The following is a 17,041-nucleotide window of genomic DNA, read 5'->3' on the forward strand; positions in this document are numbered from 1 at the left end:
GGCGTTAAACTTGCTGACGCGCGCACGCAGTGCAAACAAAGGGGACACAAAAGTATAACTATTTATTGAAGCTTTCGTTTTTGCGCACTTAAAGCTGAAACTGCTGTTTTAAAATATCACCAGTAAAACTCGTTTTTAAATAGAAACCACGTGGTAAGGTTTTTATTATTTGTCCATTAGGACCAATAGCATCGGTTACTATTTTGCTATGGGCCGCTTTAGGGCGAATTTGCATTACATCGCCTAAATGCCCTGATATTTCATCAATTCGACCAAGTGCAATTAACTCCATTTGCTCCTCCCAGTCACGCTGTAGCAGTGCATCTTGCGCAGGAGTAGGTTGCCATAAAAAACCGCTGCCTATCGTCCTATCAAATGGAGCTATATCGCGTTCACTTAAAATAGGTAACCATAAAACATGGTTTAGTTTTTTACGCACACTGCTGTTATGCCAAATCATGCCGGTTACATTCATGAGAGGTGTAACCGATACAAATGTTGTTTCTAGCGGTTTACCTTTATAAGAAATAGGCAGTGTTTTAAGTTCAATTCCTAAGTCTTCAAAATCGGGAAGGGGCTTTGAGCCCGCTGTAGCTCCTAAAACATATTCAATTAATTGTCCCGTCCAGCCTTTTTCTCGTAGTAAATCGTCAGGTGTTTTAAAATTATACTCATTGGCTAATTGACCAAGTGTAAGCCCTGCAATGTTATTAACGCGCTGTATTAAGTCATTAATTGAATGTGGTTTTATCGGTCTCATATCACTAATTTAAGTTGTATAAATATCATGAGCATGATAGCAAATAGCCTAAGCCGTGGATATCTTTAGGGTTGTTTGTTTTTTGTGCAGGGTGTGTGTGCTGTAATTTTATGCACACCAAAAAATGAGAAAATTAAGTTAAGTGACTGAACTACATTATTATTTTTTAAATTTGCGTTCATAATTGATTAAGCTAATTTAGAGTTGTATTGATAAATACATATGTATAAACAAGTTTATCCACAGATTCTGTGGAGAACATGGGTTTTTAGATCTTATATTGTGGATTTGTTTGCAAAATGAGCGTGTTTTACAAAAGTTATGCACAAGCTGTGAGTAAGCATAGTAAAACTACGTGTTAAAGTTATCTTAATGCACAAATTCAATTAGCATTGTTACTATTTCGAAAATGAATGCAATTGTTGTAAAGTAACACCTTGATATTAAGCCCTTGTGAAAAGCCTAATTTTAAAGCGCAACGTGGCTTGGGTATAATAGTGTTTGCCGTATTGCGGGTAATGTGGAACAATCATAAAAAATCGACTTACAAATGAGGCACTAAGGTGATTGATGCCGAAGGTTTTCGTGCCAATGTCGGAATTGTAATTTGCAATAATCAAGGGCAGGTATTTTGGGCTAGACGTTATGGTCAACATTCTTGGCAATTTCCCCAAGGTGGTGTTGATGATGGTGAAACGCCGGAACAAACTATGTACCGTGAATTACACGAAGAAGTAGGGCTGCGACCAGAAGATGTAGAAATAGTCGCAAGTTCAAAACATTGGTTACGCTATAAATTACCCAAACGATTAATCCGCCGCGACTCTAGTCCGGTGTGTATTGGGCAAAAACAAAAATGGTTTTTACTAAAATTACGTTGTGAAGACGAAGATGTAAACTTACTTAAAACTCATCATCCAGAATTTGATGATTGGCGTTGGGTTAGTTATTGGTATCCTGTAAGACAGGTAGTATCGTTTAAACGGGATGTTTATCGACGTGTAATGAAAGAGTTTGCACCTTTCGCCATGCCTTTTAACAAGAGAGAACAACATAAAGATCATTGGCGAACTAAAAGGTAGAAAACTAAGTACAAAATAAAGGAGCAGGACATGCTGGCTACACTGAGATCTATTGCTGAGTCTGTATCGCAACAAGCGAGTTTAGACAATGCTTTAGTGTGCTTTGTGCAAATGGTAAAAGATGCCATGAAAACCCAGTGCTGCTCTATTTATTTTGCTGATTATAGCCAAGATAATTTTGTACTTATGGCAACCGAAGGGCTAAACCCCGATGCGGTAGGTAAGTTTAGAATAGGTTTTACCGAAGGTTTAGTTGGTTTAGTAGCGCAACGCGAAGAACCGATTAATATTGCATTTGCTAAATCTCACCCGCGCTTTAAGCTCTCCCCCGAAGTAAATGAAGAAGGCTACAATGCTTTTTTATCTGTGCCTGTGGTACATCAAAAAAAAGTACTCGGCGTTATTGTTGTTCAACAAAAAATGGCGCGTGTATTTAGCCAAGATGAAGAATCGTTTTTAATAACTCTTTCAGCTCAACTAGCTTCACAGTTAGCACATGCTGAGATTAAAGAAGTTTTACGCCAAGATGAATCATCTCATCAAACGTCTGTTTTAAAAGGGGTATCGAGTGCTCCAGGAATTGGTATCGGCCAAGCGTTTGTGCTTCTTCCAAAGCTTGATTTTAAATCAATAGAACTTTTAAAAGATAGTGATGTAGTAGAGCAAAGACGTTTATTTACTCAAGCAGTTGCCGCCACTCGTAAAGAGTTTAATACCCTTTCAATGACACTAAGTGACTCTATACCGCATGAAGCATTAGCAGTATTTGATGTATACCAACAATTACTTGATGCTAAAAGTTTAGGTCATAATGTTGAAATGCAATTGCAAGAAGGCTGGTGTGCTAAAAGCGCTCTAAAAATAGTGATAGAGCGTTTAATATCACAATTTAATGCCATGCAAGACCCATATATAAAAGAACGTGCTGTTGATGTTAAAGATATTGGCTTGCGTGTATTACACCATCTTGTAAACACGGAGCGAGCAGTTAAAGATTACCCGCCTAATACCATTCTTATCGCTAATACAGTAACGCCCGCTATGCTTGCTGAAGTACCTAAAGGGTGCTTGTCGGGAGTGGTTAGTGTTAGTGGCTCTGTAAATAGCCATGCGTCAATTTTAACGCGAGCTATGGGTATACCGGCAATCTGGGGTATCGAAGATTTACCTTTGTTGCAGTTTAATAATAAAACAATGATTTTAGATGCATTTGCAGGGCGTTTATATATATCGCCTTCGCAAATGTTGGTCGATGAATACACTCGATTACAACATCAAGATAACCTACTTAATAATCGCTTTTTAGAAGAACAAAACTCAGAAGCTGTTACTCTCGATGGTGAGCGTATTAGCTTACGATTAAACGCAGGGCTTGAACTCAATACAGAGCAAAGTAGTGTTGATATTTGTGATGGCGTGGGGCTGTATCGTACTGAAGCGTGGTTTATGCAAAAAGGGCAGTTTCCTTCACAATTAGAGCAAGAAAACTGGTACCGAGAAGTATTAAAAAGCTACCATCCAAAACCAGTGGTTATGCGTACCTTAGACATAGGTGGTGATAAAGTACTTGATTACTTTAATATTACCGAAGAAAACCCATTTTTAGGATGGCGTGGTATTCGTATAAGTCTTGATCATCCAGAACTATTTTTAGATCAACTCAAAGCCATGCTTAAAGCAAATATGGGCTTAGGTAATTTAAAAATAATGCTGCCAATGATCAGCGGCTACGAAGAAGTAGAAGAGTCGCTCGCTTTGTTCGAGCAAGCTTATTACGAACTAAGTGAAAAATACCCAGAGAAAACCATAGAAAAACCAGCAATAGGCATTATGATTGAAGTACCTTCTAGTGTATTTATGATCCCAGAATGGTCTAAAAAAGTCGATTTTTGCTCGGTAGGCAGTAACGATTTAACTCAATACTTATTAGCGGTTGATAGAGCCAATGCGCGAGTGGCAGATCTTTTTACGTCATATCACCCTGGTGTACTTAGAGTATTAAATAAAATAGCGTGTGAGTGCGAGCAATACAAAATACCGTTTAGTTTGTGTGGTGAGCTTGGCGGTGATCCTGAAGGTGCTATTTTACTTATAGCAATGGGTTATAGGCGCTTAAGTATGAACTTATCGTCACTCAATAAAATAAAATGGGTATTAAGGCGTTTAAAAGTGAGTGATATGGATAAATTACTTACTGAATGCTTGGCTCAATCTACCGCTAAACAAGTACTGCGTTTAACGCGTAACTTTATGCTAGATCATAAACTCGGTGATTTGTTTTATACACCTAAATAATTCGGCACTTCTAAATGTTTAGAGGTGCTATATATTATGCCAATAATCCTTTAATATATGCATTCCCAATAGGTATTAGAGATAACTATGTATGACTTAGGGCTGTTGGTCGCAAGTTGCGCACTACTAGGCTGTATTGTCGGATTTTTAGCTGGATTATTAGGCATTGGCGGCGGTTTAATTATTGTCCCAGTACTCAGCGCTTTGCTACTCTTATTCGATGTAACTTCGGTAGATCATGTATTAGTGATTGCTATTGCAACATCGCTTGCCTCAATATTATTTACCTCGACGTCTTCAGCCTTGGCTCATCATAAAAATGATAACGTGCCTTGGGCAATTGCGCCTTGGGTTATGTCGGGTGTTGCTTTAGGGGCACTTATTAGTGGTTTTGCAGCCAGCCTCATACCTGAACAAATATTACGAACTGTATTTGCAGTAAGTGTTGTCTTTATTGCAGCAAGAATGGTGCTATCTACTCGTAATAAAGCTGTGTCAGAAAAACCGTTACCAGCAGGTCCTATTTTAGGTGGCATTTCTGCTGTAATGGGCGGGCTATCGGGATTAATTGGTATTGGTGGCGGGGCGCTTATTGTGCCTATGCTTAACCACTTTTCGGTTGATATTAAAAAAGCCATTGGTTGCGCTGCAGCATGCGGAATTGTAATTGCACTGTTTGGCTCTATTGGGTACATCAGTGCTGGTTGGCAGGTTACAGATTTTAAAGACGGTTTTGTTGGGTTTGTGTATCTTCCCGCATTATTTGGGATTGTAATTACATCGTGGTTTGTCGCACCTTTAGGGGCTAAAGCAACGCACTATTTACCAGTAAATACAATAAAGAAAGTTTTCGCGGTATTGCTTGTTGTTATCGCAATTAAAATGATTTTTAGCTAAAGGTTTATTTTTTATGTCACTTGAGTTTCCTCAAATCGATCCAATTATTTTTTCAGTTGGACCACTAAGCGTACGATGGTACGGATTAATGTATTTAATAGGTTTTGCATTTGCGATGTGGTTTGCTAATCGCCAAGCGTCAAAGCCAAACTCTGGTTGGACTAAAGAGCAGGTAAGCGACTTCCTATTTTATAGCATGCTGGGAGTTATTCTTGGTGGACGTATTGGGTATGTATTGTTTTACCAGTTTAGTTACTTTATAGAAAACCCACTTTATTTATTTAGAATAGACCAAGGTGGAATGTCGTTTCATGGTGGAACATTAGGCGTTATAGCTGCCGTCGCTATTTTTTCGTGGACGCGTAAAAAATCACTTCTTCAAGTTGGCGATTTTGTTGCACCACTCGTACCTGTAGGGTTATTAGCAGGGCGTATTGGCAACTTTATAAATGGCGAGTTATGGGGCCGAGTTACCGATGTGCCATGGGCAATGGTATTTCCTACTGGCGGGCCACTTGCGCGTCATCCATCACAGTTATACGAAGCATTTTTTGAAGGCTTAGTGCTGTTTTTGATACTACATTGGTTTATTAAAAAGCCTCGCCCAGCGGGCAGTGTAGCAGGTGTGTTTTTATTAGGTTATGGCGTATTTAGGTTCTGTATTGAGTACTTCCGCCAACCTGATGCGCAATTAGGTTTATTTGCCGACTTTATATCAATGGGACAAATACTTTCGTTGCCAATGATTGTAGGTGGTTTAGGCTTATTAATTTGGGCATATAAGCAACCTAAACAAATAACCACAGCTAAAGCATAATAAGAAGTAACCTATGAAACAATATTTAAAATTATGTCAGCGCATTGTTGACGAAGGGCAATGGGTAGAAAACAAACGTACCGGTACGCGTTGTTTAACCGTTATTAATGCCGATTTAGAATACGATGTAGCTAACAACCAGTTCCCGATGATCACGACCCGAAAAAGCTACTACAAAGCTGCCATTGCTGAGTTACTAGGGTATTTACGTGGTTACGATAGCGCTGAGCAGTTTCGTAATATTGGCTGTAAAACGTGGGATGCTAACGCAAACGATAACAACGCATGGCTTAATAATCCTCACCGTAAAGGCGAGGACGATATGGGCCGTGTGTATGGTGTGCAAGGACGTGGTTGGCAACGGCCAGATGGTTCAACACTCGATCAGCTTGCTAAAGTAATTAATAACTTAAAAAATGGCATAGATGATCGCGGTGAAATAATTACCTTCTATAATCCAGGTGAGTTTGAATTAGGTTGCTTGCGCCCGTGTATGCATACACACACTTTTTCGCTACTTGGTGATACATTATATTTAACGTCGTATCAGCGTAGCTGCGACGTGCCATTAGGGCTGAATTTTAATCAAATTCAATGCTTTGTATTACTCGCGTTGGTTGCTCAAATTACAGGGCATAAAGCAGGTAAGGCGTATCATAAAATTGCAAACGCGCATATTTACGAAAATCAGTTAGAATTAATGCGTGACGTACAATTAAAACGAGAGCCGTTTACGTCTCCACAATTAAAAATAAACCCAAAAATTAAATCGCTAGACGACATAGAAACGTGGGTTACACGAGACGACTTTGAAGTAATAGGCTATGAAAGCCATGAACCGATCCAATATCCGTTTTCGGTATAATAATTAATAAATTAAGGAAAGCATAATGAAAGCAGTTATTCCAGTAGCAGGGCTTGGTACTCGCATGTTGCCAGCCACAAAAGCAATCCCAAAAGAAATGTTACCAATAGTTGACCGTCCTTTAATTCAGTACGTAGTTAACGAAGCCGTTGCTGCCGGTATTAAAGAAATCGTACTTGTAACGCACTCAAGTAAAAATTCAATCGAAAATCATTTTGATACAAGTTTTGAACTTGAAGCTACATTAGAAAAGCGTGTTAAGCGGCAATTACTTGCCGAAGTGCAAGCTATTTGCCCTAAAGATGTAACTATAATTCACGTACGCCAAGGTGAAGCAAAAGGTTTAGGGCATGCAATTAGCTGTGCTGCACCAATTATTGGTAACGAACCGTTTGTTGTAATTTTACCTGACGTAATTATTGATGATGTAGAAAGTAACCTTAAAAAAGACAACCTAGCTGAAATGATCAGCCGTTATAACGAAACAAAACATAGCCAAATAATGGTAGAACCAGTACCAGTAGAAGATGTTGATAAATTTGGTGTAGTTGATTTAGGCGATGTTACTTTAAGCCAAGGTGAAAGCTCACCAATTCTTAATATGGTAGAAAAGCCACCTGTAGACGAAGCACCATCAAACTTAGCAGTTGTTGGTCGTTATGTATTAAGTGAAAACATTTGGCCATTACTGGCTAAAACTCCACAAGGTGCGGGCGATGAGATTCAGCTTACAGATGCAATAGCAATGTTAATGCAGCACGAAAAAGTAGATGCATACGCAATTAAAGGTCGTAGTCACGACTGTGGCAGCAAAATTGGTTACTTAAAAGCGACAATCGAATTTGCACTTCGTCGCGACGAATTTGCAGGCGAACTTAAAACGTTTATTAAAACATTAATATAATTTAATTACTTTTTAAATTATTGAGGCGCCTATATGGCGCCTTTTTTAATGTTTAACTTATAACAACGACTGGAGATGTTTTAGGCATAAAAATAAAATAGTTTTTCATCATCTATACAGACATATTATGAATTATGTTGTAATGTTTATGTTAACTGGCATTAAATTTGTATTAAATGCAGTTCTCAGGGTAGAGATGGAGCAGCTTGTATCATGTTTAAAATATGATCAGCTTGTGAAGAGCTAAGTGTTATAGCTCATAACTTAAAAAGTTAAACGCTTCCTTGCAAGAATGTTTAGCTGAAATGTAAGTGTATACACACTACTTTCAGGATAACGAACACATGTTTAAATATAAAAAAAATAGCAATGGGTTATTACTCGGTTTACTAATGCTTTTATTTGGGAGTGCGTGTACGCTCACGCCTGAACAAAAATCATTGCAGCATGAACAAAGTGATGCACCAGAATATGTGTCTATAACTGCACTAGAGCTTGCGCAATTAAAAGACGCAGCAATGCAATGGCAACAAGCAAGATTAGGCATTGAGCGCATTTTAAAGCTAGAAAAAGAGATTACGTATCTCGTTAACCACATTGATATTATTAATACTAAAGCGCTGGCACAATCTGAGCAGGGATACAGTAATAAGTACGCCCGTACGCCACGCAAAACACGTACAACAAAGCCAAAGCAACAAGCAATTAAACCAACAAATAGCTATAAAAAACAAACTGTAAAATTAAACACACCTAAACATGTATTTGCATTACAGGTTGCTTCAGTCGACTCTGAAAAAAGCGTAGTGAAAGCATGGCACGACCTAAATAAACAAGCGGCTCCTTTATTTAGAGACAAAATTTTGACTAATGTTGAAACAGCTAACATTAATAATAAAACGTATTACCGATTAAAACTTGGCTCATATCAAAACCTAAAAAATGCAAAAGCAGATTGTGAAGTATTTAAGCTTTATAAACTGGATTGCATTGTGAGTAATTACACCGATAAACCAGTTAAGTTATAATTAAAATCCAAACTTGCTTATAATTTTTTTATCCATAAAATACCCTCCTTATAATTAGCTGTTTAGGACAATATTAAGTTTATTCTCCTAAAAGTGATTTAGATTGGTTATTTTAGGAAAAATAAATGCCTATAAAAATGGATTTTAAGCAGGTTGGATTATTGTGTGCTTTAACGATAACTCTTAGCGCTTGTAGTACCGTAAAACAAAAAGAAAAGCCTGAAGTTAAAGCACCTACAGTACTTATTCATAAAGCAGATTTAGAACAACTACAAAATACCGCTGAGCAATGGAAAACCGCGCAACCAAACATTGAAAAACTACTTCAGCTAGAAGCGAAGGTATCTGAACTTACTTCAAATTTAGAGCAAATAGACACCCGAAACATACGTTATGAAAATGCCATTGAAACTATTTTTAACGAAGAGAGTATTTTAAAAAGCCAACAAATATTGTTTGCTATACAAGTTGCTTCATTTAAAAATAAAACTAGCTTAGAAAGTGCGCTTGCTGCTTTAAGATTAAAAGCTCCTAAAATTATAAATGCAGAGCTACCTGTTAATATAGAACCAATTGTTGTAAATAACATCACCCTTTATCGTTTAAAGTTAGGTGCTTATATAAAAAAAGCCGCCGCAAAAAATGATTGCTCTATATTAAAAGAACAAAAAATAAATTGTTTTGTAAGTTATTACACAGAGCAACAACCTCAGTAACTATCTTTTAGGCATAATACTTGCTTTATCCTCTGTATATTTGAAAGAGGATGGCAACTATGCGCCTTTTATTACCCTTATTATTAGTTAACTTAGCTGCTTGTAGTTTAATACCTCAGCCAGAGCCGAGTGTGAGCACCAATGCGCCTAAAGCGGCAATGGCGCCTTATACAGTAAACGACTACATAAATAATTTAACTGTACAGCTTAGCCATATTAAAGAGCCGCTAAGTAGTAATACACGAATAGGTGTAAGCAGTTTTTATTTTGCAGATGCGCTCGACTCTAAGCTTATGACCGAGCAAGCCTCTGGTTTAAGTCAACAAATTCAAGAAAGCCTGCTAACTCAAATGACGCAGCTTGGCTATAACACGGTAGAGTATCGATTAGCTAATAACTTAAATTTATCGACTAATGCAGATAGCGTACTTAGCCGTGATTTAGCGCAGTTACGCAAACGTCAGAATATTGACTTGATAGTTACAGGTACAGTTACACGACAACAACATGCTTATATCGTCAATGCGCGATTAGTAAATATAAATAATAAACAGGTGTTATCTGCTGGCAGTACTGAGATCCCTATTAATGTAATGTGGGGTGATGAAAAAATTCAGCAGCGCGACGGTTACTTATACCGCAGCGAATACTAACCAGGAGCACAAAATGAGAAATCTATTAATTACTTTATGTTTGCCATTAGGCTTTGGTTGTTCGCAAATATTAGGTGTAACTAACTCAGAAGCCGAGCCAATTGTTGAGCAAAGTAACCAAAATACACAATTGGTTAGTAATCAGCGAGAAGTAGCAGCGCCTGCAGTTAATAATAACCTGTTTCAATCTGGGTTGGTTCAACAAAATAACTACACTAAATCGTCACCGCCAATGCGTAAAAATATAAATCACTACGTGCGTGGAATAATGCAAGATATGGTCGAAAATTTACAATATGTAAACGAAAAAACGCCACTCGCTGTTTCCAGCTTTGTATTTTTAGATGATGACTACACCGAAAGTAGCTTGCTAGGAAACCAAATTTCAGAAAGCTTTATGCACGAGCTACATAGCTTTGGGGTACCCGTTATTGATTTTAAAACAACCGATTATATGCGTGTATCACCCGAAGGTGACTTTGTATTTAGCCGAGATTATTTAGAGTTAAACCAAGATCAAACCTTTGACTATGTATTAGCGGGCACACTTGTAAGTCATCAAGGTGGGGTATTAGTAAATGCTCGTATTGTTGGTCTAAAAAGTAAAGCGGTTGTAGGTACTGCACAAGGCTTTATTCCGCAGTCAGTGGTTGATGCACTCAATAGCAATTACCGCACAGATGGCATAATGCTTAAACAAGCAAGTAAGTGAGTGAGGTTAAAATGTATTATAAACTAACCAATACCCTTGTTGCTTTTACATTATTAGGCTTGGGCGGTTGCTCAATAGCACAAACCCAAAACCATGAGCATGTAGAAACAACTAATCCACGCACTAATTTTGATGTGAACGCAGTATATGAGCAAAAACAAATAGCGCACAATGCTCAAATACAAAATGAGTACGATTCATCAAAGCAATTTATTCCAGGCAAACATCATAAAACATTAGCTAATTACGTAGAGCAAATGGCACTTGATTTAGTCGACACTCTAGAGTCAGAAAATGATGAAGACACGCCTAACATAAACATAGCTGTAACTACTTTAGTCGATTTAGATGCATCGCTTAACAACAGCAATCAGTTAGGTAATCAAATTTCAGAAACGTTAATTCATCAATTACAAAAGTTTGGATACAGCGTAGTCGATTTTAAAACCACAGATACCATTGACGTTAATAGCCGTGGTGACTTCGCTTTTTCGCGTGATATTGCAAAGCTGAGTGAAGATCAAATGGCAAGCCATGTACTCGCAGGTACTTTAATCTACCGCCATAACGGAGTTATAGTTAATACTCGCGTTATAAACGTTAAAACAAAGCAAATTGCAGCCAGTAGCCGAAAACTAATACCGTTATACGTCTTAGATAAAGAAGATATTTACTTATCAAGCAATTAACTTCATTTGGACTTGATATAAAAAACCAGATGCCGTTATAATTCAACCCATTAAGCACACCGCTTTAGTGGCCTCTTAGTTAAATGGATATAACGGCCCCCTCCTAAGGGGCAGTTGCAAGTTCGATTCTTGCAGGGGCTACCAATAAAATCAATGAGTTATGCTTGTTTTTGTTTTTCATCTTGTTTCTGTGTAGCACATGTGTAGCAAGGCAAAGCCTATTCTTTAATGAAAGGTATGAGTTGTTGCGATATAATTAAAATTCCAATTAAATTTAAAATATTAAGTCGAGAATGAGCTCTCAATTAAATGATCCTGTGATTCGATGTAAGTTAAAGTCTTATTTAGAATCACTACCTGTTAAGCCTAGAGCTGTAATCGATGAACTCCATGTTCATCGAGGTAATGCAATCGCCGATGTTGTTGCTGTATATAAAGAGCCACATTGTTTTGAAATTAAAGGAGAAACTGACAATATTTATCGACTTAAATCACAAGGTAAGTTTTACGACCTTGTTTTTAAAAAAATAACATTGGTTACTACTGAGAACCATCTTAAGAATGCACTTGCTAGTACCCCTAATCATTGGGGAATAATAGTTGCTTTTTTAGATCAAGGAAAAGTAAAGTTTAGGCACCTCAGAAAAACAAAATCTAATCCTCACTTTTCAAAAAAGTACGCTTTACTAACATTATGGAAGCAAGAAATGCTTAATGTAGGGAGTTTAAATAAAATTGAGCTTCCAAAAAAGATAAATAAATCAGAGCTGGTATTAGAGTTGGCAAACCATTTAACTAAAGAAAAAGTTAATACAGAAATAGCCAACTCATTATTTTCTAGAACTATATTTTGAAACCATTTAACATATAAGTTATATGTGCGTTAATTAATGCTTTGGGTATTGTGCTAGGACTGGCATCTTTCCCTATACTTTGAGCTTTTTCATCAATATACTTATCCCCAAATGAGTATAACCCACCTCTAAAATATGCTTCTTTTATCAATATTGCAGATAAATCATTATATTGCTTGTTCCCTCTTGGATGCCCATCAATTGCCCCTCCTCGCTTAATATGTAAGTATTTATCAAAGATATACATTAATTTAGGGGCAGTTACTTTCCGCATGTACTCTCCTCGAATTTTAACGTCAGAATAACTGGGGCTTACAGCTGTGTAATCACCTATGTGAATTTCGTCTATTTCATTTTTGACTTTTTTAAATAGGTTTAATTCAGAACGTTCAATTGTAATGACCGTATTTGGGTCTAGTAGGTCTTTTATTGAAGCCGTTATAGAGGAACCCGTAATAATTATTTTGTCAAATTCGGCGTCACTACAAATATCATTTATAAACTTGATTATTTGAGTCGCCCTAGCTTGAATATTAATATTATGGCAAACACGGTTATCTATTATTAAATGAAACGATGTAAAACTTTCCTTTAATTCATTGAGTAACTCTTTTATTTCTTCTTCTACCAGCGTGTATGACACTAAATCTTCAACACATATTCTCAAGGCGACTATATCGAGTTTAATTAATTTATTCTTTTTAGCTTCTATTACAACTGAGTTTCTCCTATAGCTTCTATCTAGCCCGACAACGGGTACTATTTTAGCCGTTGAAAATTTTTCCAGAGTATAAAGATAATTATCATCACCATTAATTAATATGGCGTCATTTATATCGAAGTTATCTAAATAAAAAAAAGGAAGAGAAAGTAGGTTGATTTCATACTTCCTGTACGCTGTATCTATTAATGACTTTAATGAATTACTATCTAAAATATCTTTTCGAGGTAAATCAAAAAAGGGAGTTAATCGCTTTATATCGTTTAATGATAGACTTTTTACTGCTGCAACTTCGTTAACCTTAAACTTTAAGAATGGTATGTAATTCATGACTAAAAATATTCCCTTATATCAACGTCGTTCACTATATTTGATAGTTTGTCATAACGATCAAGTTCTTTTCTCAATCTTCCAGCTACAATTGCTGGATGAATTTTGAGACCTTTAGCAAAATCAATAACCGTTTCATCAGATAAGTTATATTTTGGAGGACAGTTTCTCCATATATTTCTTGGTATAAATGAATTTAAAGCTAACTTATCAGCTTCTAATTCAACTATGCTTTCAGCGGTTCCATCTAGGTCTTCTACAATTGCCGTTTGTAGCAAGTCGCTGTGGAGACATAGATGAGCAAGCTCATGCATTAAGGTAAACCAGAAATAGTCTAATCTAGAATACCTTAAACTCAGAGCTACAACTGCTTGACCTGATTCAAGAAGAAATACAGCTCCGTCAAGTTTAGAGCCTGCGAATGATTTTTCAGTAATGAAAATAATTCCTTTGCCTGCAAGGAACCTCTCAAGAACCTGCAAATTATCAACATCATGACTCAATTTAGCAATTGTATTTAATTCATCCTTACTTATTCCTACAAACCGCTTTGTATTATTGTATAAGGAATAGAGAGTAGCTAATTCCTTTACTTTAGAAAGCCATAATACGGTTAATGCACTATTAGCATCATTTCTTTTTCTATAGAGCCTCTCTCCTTTGCGGTTAGCATGAATCTCTTTAAAAAAATTGAGCTTAGATGTTTCATTTAGAGGCTCTTTTTTTCTAGATAGTTTAGCTAATTCATTTTCATATTCGTTATATGAGTCTATTAAGTTAGTAAGAGATTCTGCTGAATTAGCTGTTACATAAAAGTCATCAATAATATTGAAATCTTTGTTATTCATTATGCCTCCATATATTTTTTTGCTATATCTTCAGGCATTTCATAGTAGTTCAAAGATTCTTTATTATTAATACAGTAATTTATCATGCCAATTTTTTCGTAAAAGCCAGCTGCTTTCGGAAGTGAGTGCAATGAAAAGCCGAACCGTAAGCCCAATGTTTCAGTTGCATATTTCATAGCGCATTTTATTATTTCTGACCCCGCGCCATGGTAATACTTTTTTTCCATTGGATTATTTCTATTCCATGGAGCAACTGCAACATATTCAATGTAGAATATTTCCCCTGAATCAATGCTGCTTTTTTTTGGATGGTAAATTAAACAGGCTGCTTGAGGTTGGCCGTTTATATCTAAAAAAAACCACTCATATTCATCGTTATTATGAATGCATGTTTTTGCTAACCAATCCCAATGGCTATCATCTAGCTGTATAGTGCTGGATAGATTAGCTAAAGCTTCGGGAGAGTAATTTTGAGATTTTATAAATTCGATTAACCGTAAGTTAAAGGTTCCCCATAACTTATCGCATGTGTTAGCTCGAATAATGTCTAGACCATGATATATTTTATAAGGTTCTTTTTGATTTGATATATTAGCTAGAGTGCCCTCAAGGATAACCTTATCTTGAACGGGTGCAATTTGGCCAGCATCAATGAGTTTTCTAATATCGTCTATTGTCACCATAATCCCTCATTTAGTAGTAATTCCGTTATTAACTCGGCTGATTATATACGATTGCTATTAAAATGAACAATGGGGCAAGAATGATCGATAGGTTAAAGTGCCTAGGTTGATTTCATATTACTTCCTTTTTCGTACAGTTATTTACAGAACTCCAAGTAAGACCTTTCTTGCCATTCTGGCAAATAGTGAACTAAAGGTTATTTTGGTTTTGTGCTGGTGTTTGATATGAGCTAAAGCTTAGTTTAGAGCTTTAGCTATTTGAAATATTGTATTTAACTATAGCTTTATAGCTTTATAGCTTTAGCTCTTTTTAGATAATAGGGAGCTTTAGCTAAACGTTATAGCTTTAGGTTATGCTTTTTCTACCTTCCATGAGTAATGCCTTGTAATTATAGCTTTACCAGCGAACCACAAGCCTTTTACTTTGAGTATTAGTTCACCATCATAATAGCTTTGCAAACACTCGCCAGTTTCCTCAACGATGTTTAAGTCATAATGTAATTTGATAGGTCTATCTTTTTGTTTTGTATGTAAACCGCCCATAGCGAGTATGTAGCCTTTCCAATCACTATTATCAGCAGCAAAGCGAGCTTGTTCTAATAGGCTATCTTTTTTATCATTAAACATAGAGCGCAAACGTCTTAATTCGCGCCATACAGAAACGCTAGCGCCGCCAATTTGTTGAAATTGGCGAATACACTAACACGATGCCCACGCATCAATACGTTGTGCTACAAGTAGCGAATCGTTACCGAATTTATCTTCGCCTACACCTTCACTATCTATATTTCTCGCTATGTATTTTAAAATATAGCCAGTTGCAGAGCCTTTGTTTGGGTCAATTTGTTTAAAGTCACAACGGTTTTCCGCTGCGCCTTTTTCGTCACCATCAACTTCTAACGCATAATGGCGAATAATTGCTTTTAATGCGTCTAGCTTTTCGCTCTCAATAAAAAACAGCATATGCCAATGCGGTGTGCCGTCGTGTTGTGGTTCTGCTACACGAAAGCCATAATGTGCTATATTTTGACGTTTAAACTCTGCACGAGCTTTTTGCCATTGGTGGTTTAAATAGCTATTGGCTTCATCAGGCATAAAACCTTCCCACTTAGGGTTAGCAACTCCCGACTTTGGAAAAGCACGATGGTACTTAGAAGGGCACGTAACCGTAATAAAAAGAGCTTCATGACCCAGCTCCTAGTATTTTGAGTCGATTTATTCTTGCTGTAAAGGACGTATCATTTATTGGCTAGATAGTCTTTTACGAAACCTGAATAAATAAAACACACACCAGCTGTAAACATAAATAATATATTACCCCAAAACCATAGAGGCTCATCTACTCTTGAAACGTCACCTGCTTTCATTGGATAAAAATCATCACTTGATCTGGTATACGCATCCCAAAGACAATAAGAGCCACAGATTAACTTAGGAAAACTTACGGATTTGAACACGGAATTATTATTTTTGTTTTTAAGTTTTTTTCTAAGCTTTTTTTTCATAATTCCATTTCTCCATAGTTACCGGACGAGCTTGTAAAATAACTTGTTTATGACTTTATTGTTAAATTAAAATACAAAGCCCTCGGTGACTTAAATATTATTTATTTTTAGGTTGCATGTGGGGGTTGAGTATTTGCAAGTAATAGCTCTTTGATTTTTTTAAATTGTTGAGCTCATCTTTTTTATAAAATCCATAGGCATAAACAGCTGCGATTGTAATTGCCACAATCCAAGAGACTAGAAACTTCTCCATCAAAACAGAGAATAAAAACCCCAATCCAATCCATAAAATAATGAAAAGTTCGTTTTTATCTTTCTCTATTTTCTCGATTGAAGAGGTAATATTAAGAATGGTTCTAGCCGTATCCATTTTATCGTCCATGATAGTAACTCTTTGAATAATTGGGCTTTAAATATAGGTTTATTTATATTTAAATTCAATTTATTGTCTTTATTATATTATTAATCAAGCCAAAGGAGTCAAATATTGACATCATATATCAAAATTATTGACCGTCCGCTTCTCGCTGTGAGTTCAACTGGTGAATGAAAAGCAAGTGTGAAATTACTTAATACCTTGGTTTACAAACTAGGGCGTGTTGATCTTTGCGGTATAAAAAACAAACAGCATGAGGATAAGGTATAATTGAATTCGCTAAAAAACGTTACACCGAACCCTCAT

General features: G+C 36.5%; 20 protein-coding genes and 1 tRNA gene. 13 read left to right on the top strand and 8 right to left on the bottom strand.

The window, feature by feature from the left end; all coding sequences use genetic code 11:
* Positions 1 to 88 precede the first annotated feature (88 nt).
* Entirely contained in the window at positions 89 to 760 is a 672-nt protein-coding gene (gene mutH / locus GQR56_RS08855) for a DNA mismatch repair endonuclease MutH (protein WP_024610626.1), read from the bottom strand.
* A 563-nt stretch (positions 761 to 1,323) separates the two neighbouring features.
* Here mutH and rppH point away from each other — a divergent pair.
* The 13 genes from rppH to GQR56_RS08920 all read left to right on the top strand — a co-directional run bounded on the left by rppH (position 1,324) and on the right by GQR56_RS08920 (position 12,272).
* Positions 1,324 to 1,842 carry an RNA pyrophosphohydrolase gene (gene rppH, locus GQR56_RS08860; protein WP_024610625.1) on the top strand — a complete coding sequence of 173 codons (519 nt, stop codon included), beginning with the start codon at positions 1,324 to 1,326 and terminating at the stop codon, positions 1,840 to 1,842.
* Positions 1,843 to 1,872: 30 nt separating this feature from the next.
* Positions 1,873 to 4,137 (top strand): phosphoenolpyruvate--protein phosphotransferase, encoded by a 2,265-nt coding sequence (gene ptsP, locus GQR56_RS08865; RefSeq protein ID WP_024610624.1) that lies wholly within the window; start codon positions 1,873 to 1,875, stop codon positions 4,135 to 4,137.
* An 87-nt stretch (positions 4,138 to 4,224) separates the two neighbouring features.
* Entirely contained in the window at positions 4,225 to 5,034 is an 810-nt protein-coding gene (locus GQR56_RS08870; RefSeq protein ID WP_024610623.1) for a sulfite exporter TauE/SafE family protein, read from the top strand.
* Between the two features lie 13 nt (positions 5,035 to 5,047).
* Positions 5,048 to 5,851, top strand: coding sequence for a prolipoprotein diacylglyceryl transferase (gene lgt / locus GQR56_RS08875; RefSeq protein WP_024610622.1), 804 nt, complete (start codon positions 5,048 to 5,050; stop codon positions 5,849 to 5,851).
* A 13-nt stretch (positions 5,852 to 5,864) separates the two neighbouring features.
* The gene (locus GQR56_RS08880) at positions 5,865 to 6,716 is read left to right on the top strand and encodes a thymidylate synthase (RefSeq protein ID WP_024610621.1); all 852 of its coding nucleotides are present in this window, start codon (positions 5,865 to 5,867) and stop codon (positions 6,714 to 6,716) included.
* A 25-nt stretch (positions 6,717 to 6,741) separates the two neighbouring features.
* On the top strand, positions 6,742 to 7,620 hold the full coding sequence (gene galU, locus GQR56_RS08885; RefSeq protein ID WP_166110489.1) for a UTP--glucose-1-phosphate uridylyltransferase GalU: 879 nt from the start codon (positions 6,742 to 6,744) through the stop codon (positions 7,618 to 7,620).
* Between the two features lie 344 nt (positions 7,621 to 7,964).
* Positions 7,965 to 8,648, top strand: a complete 684-nt coding sequence (locus GQR56_RS08890) for an SPOR domain-containing protein (protein WP_166110492.1) — start codon at positions 7,965 to 7,967, stop codon at positions 8,646 to 8,648.
* Positions 8,649 to 8,773: 125 nt separating this feature from the next.
* Positions 8,774 to 9,364 (top strand): SPOR domain-containing protein, encoded by a 591-nt coding sequence (locus GQR56_RS08895; protein ID WP_166110494.1) that lies wholly within the window; start codon positions 8,774 to 8,776, stop codon positions 9,362 to 9,364.
* A 59-nt stretch (positions 9,365 to 9,423) separates the two neighbouring features.
* On the top strand, positions 9,424 to 10,017 hold the full coding sequence (locus GQR56_RS08900) for a FlgO family outer membrane protein (protein WP_166110497.1): 594 nt from the start codon (positions 9,424 to 9,426) through the stop codon (positions 10,015 to 10,017).
* 13 nt (positions 10,018 to 10,030) lie between these two features.
* Complete coding sequence (locus tag GQR56_RS08905; protein WP_166110500.1) at positions 10,031 to 10,729, top strand: FlgO family outer membrane protein; 699 nt, start codon at positions 10,031 to 10,033, stop codon at positions 10,727 to 10,729.
* 11 nt (positions 10,730 to 10,740) lie between these two features.
* Positions 10,741 to 11,418 (top strand): FlgO family outer membrane protein, encoded by a 678-nt coding sequence (locus tag GQR56_RS08910; protein ID WP_166110503.1) that lies wholly within the window; start codon positions 10,741 to 10,743, stop codon positions 11,416 to 11,418.
* Between the two features lie 69 nt (positions 11,419 to 11,487).
* Positions 11,488 to 11,562, top strand: a tRNA-Arg gene (locus tag GQR56_RS08915).
* Between the two features lie 149 nt (positions 11,563 to 11,711).
* Positions 11,712 to 12,272: a sce7726 family protein gene (locus GQR56_RS08920; RefSeq protein WP_166110507.1), complete on the top strand. Its 561-nt coding sequence runs from the start codon at positions 11,712 to 11,714 to the stop codon at positions 12,270 to 12,272.
* Here the strand turns inward: GQR56_RS08920 and GQR56_RS08925 are convergent.
* From GQR56_RS08925 to GQR56_RS08955, 7 genes are all read right to left on the bottom strand, one after another.
* Positions 12,262 to 13,323 carry a hypothetical protein gene (locus GQR56_RS08925; protein WP_166110510.1) on the bottom strand — a complete coding sequence of 354 codons (1,062 nt, stop codon included), beginning with the start codon at positions 13,321 to 13,323 and terminating at the stop codon, positions 12,262 to 12,264. The two genes, GQR56_RS08920 and GQR56_RS08925, sit on opposite strands and share 11 nt — an antisense overlap.
* A 2-nt stretch (positions 13,324 to 13,325) precedes the next feature.
* Positions 13,326 to 14,171, bottom strand: coding sequence for an ImmA/IrrE family metallo-endopeptidase (locus GQR56_RS08930; RefSeq protein WP_166110513.1), 846 nt, complete (start codon positions 14,169 to 14,171; stop codon positions 13,326 to 13,328).
* A complete protein-coding gene (locus GQR56_RS08935; RefSeq protein ID WP_166110516.1) occupies positions 14,171 to 14,854 on the bottom strand; it encodes a GNAT family N-acetyltransferase in 684 nt (227 codons plus the stop codon). The genes GQR56_RS08930 and GQR56_RS08935 overlap by 1 nt, the downstream gene beginning before the upstream one ends.
* A gap of 351 nt (positions 14,855 to 15,205) precedes the next feature.
* Complete coding sequence (locus GQR56_RS08940; protein WP_166110518.1) at positions 15,206 to 15,481, bottom strand: hypothetical protein; 276 nt, start codon at positions 15,479 to 15,481, stop codon at positions 15,206 to 15,208.
* A 72-nt stretch (positions 15,482 to 15,553) separates the two neighbouring features.
* Positions 15,554 to 16,048, bottom strand: coding sequence for a replication endonuclease (locus GQR56_RS08945; protein ID WP_166110527.1), 495 nt, complete (start codon positions 16,046 to 16,048; stop codon positions 15,554 to 15,556).
* Positions 16,049 to 16,092: 44 nt separating this feature from the next.
* The gene (locus GQR56_RS08950; protein WP_166110521.1) at positions 16,093 to 16,359 is read right to left on the bottom strand and encodes a hypothetical protein; all 267 of its coding nucleotides are present in this window, start codon (positions 16,357 to 16,359) and stop codon (positions 16,093 to 16,095) included.
* A gap of 97 nt (positions 16,360 to 16,456) precedes the next feature.
* Positions 16,457 to 16,741 carry a hypothetical protein gene (locus GQR56_RS08955; RefSeq protein ID WP_166110524.1) on the bottom strand — a complete coding sequence of 95 codons (285 nt, stop codon included), beginning with the start codon at positions 16,739 to 16,741 and terminating at the stop codon, positions 16,457 to 16,459.
* Between the last annotated feature and the right edge of the window lie 300 nt (positions 16,742 to 17,041).

It is taken from the genome of Pseudoalteromonas sp. Z9A5 (genome assembly GCF_011378875.1).
Taxonomy (GTDB): domain Bacteria; phylum Pseudomonadota; class Gammaproteobacteria; order Enterobacterales; family Alteromonadaceae; genus Pseudoalteromonas.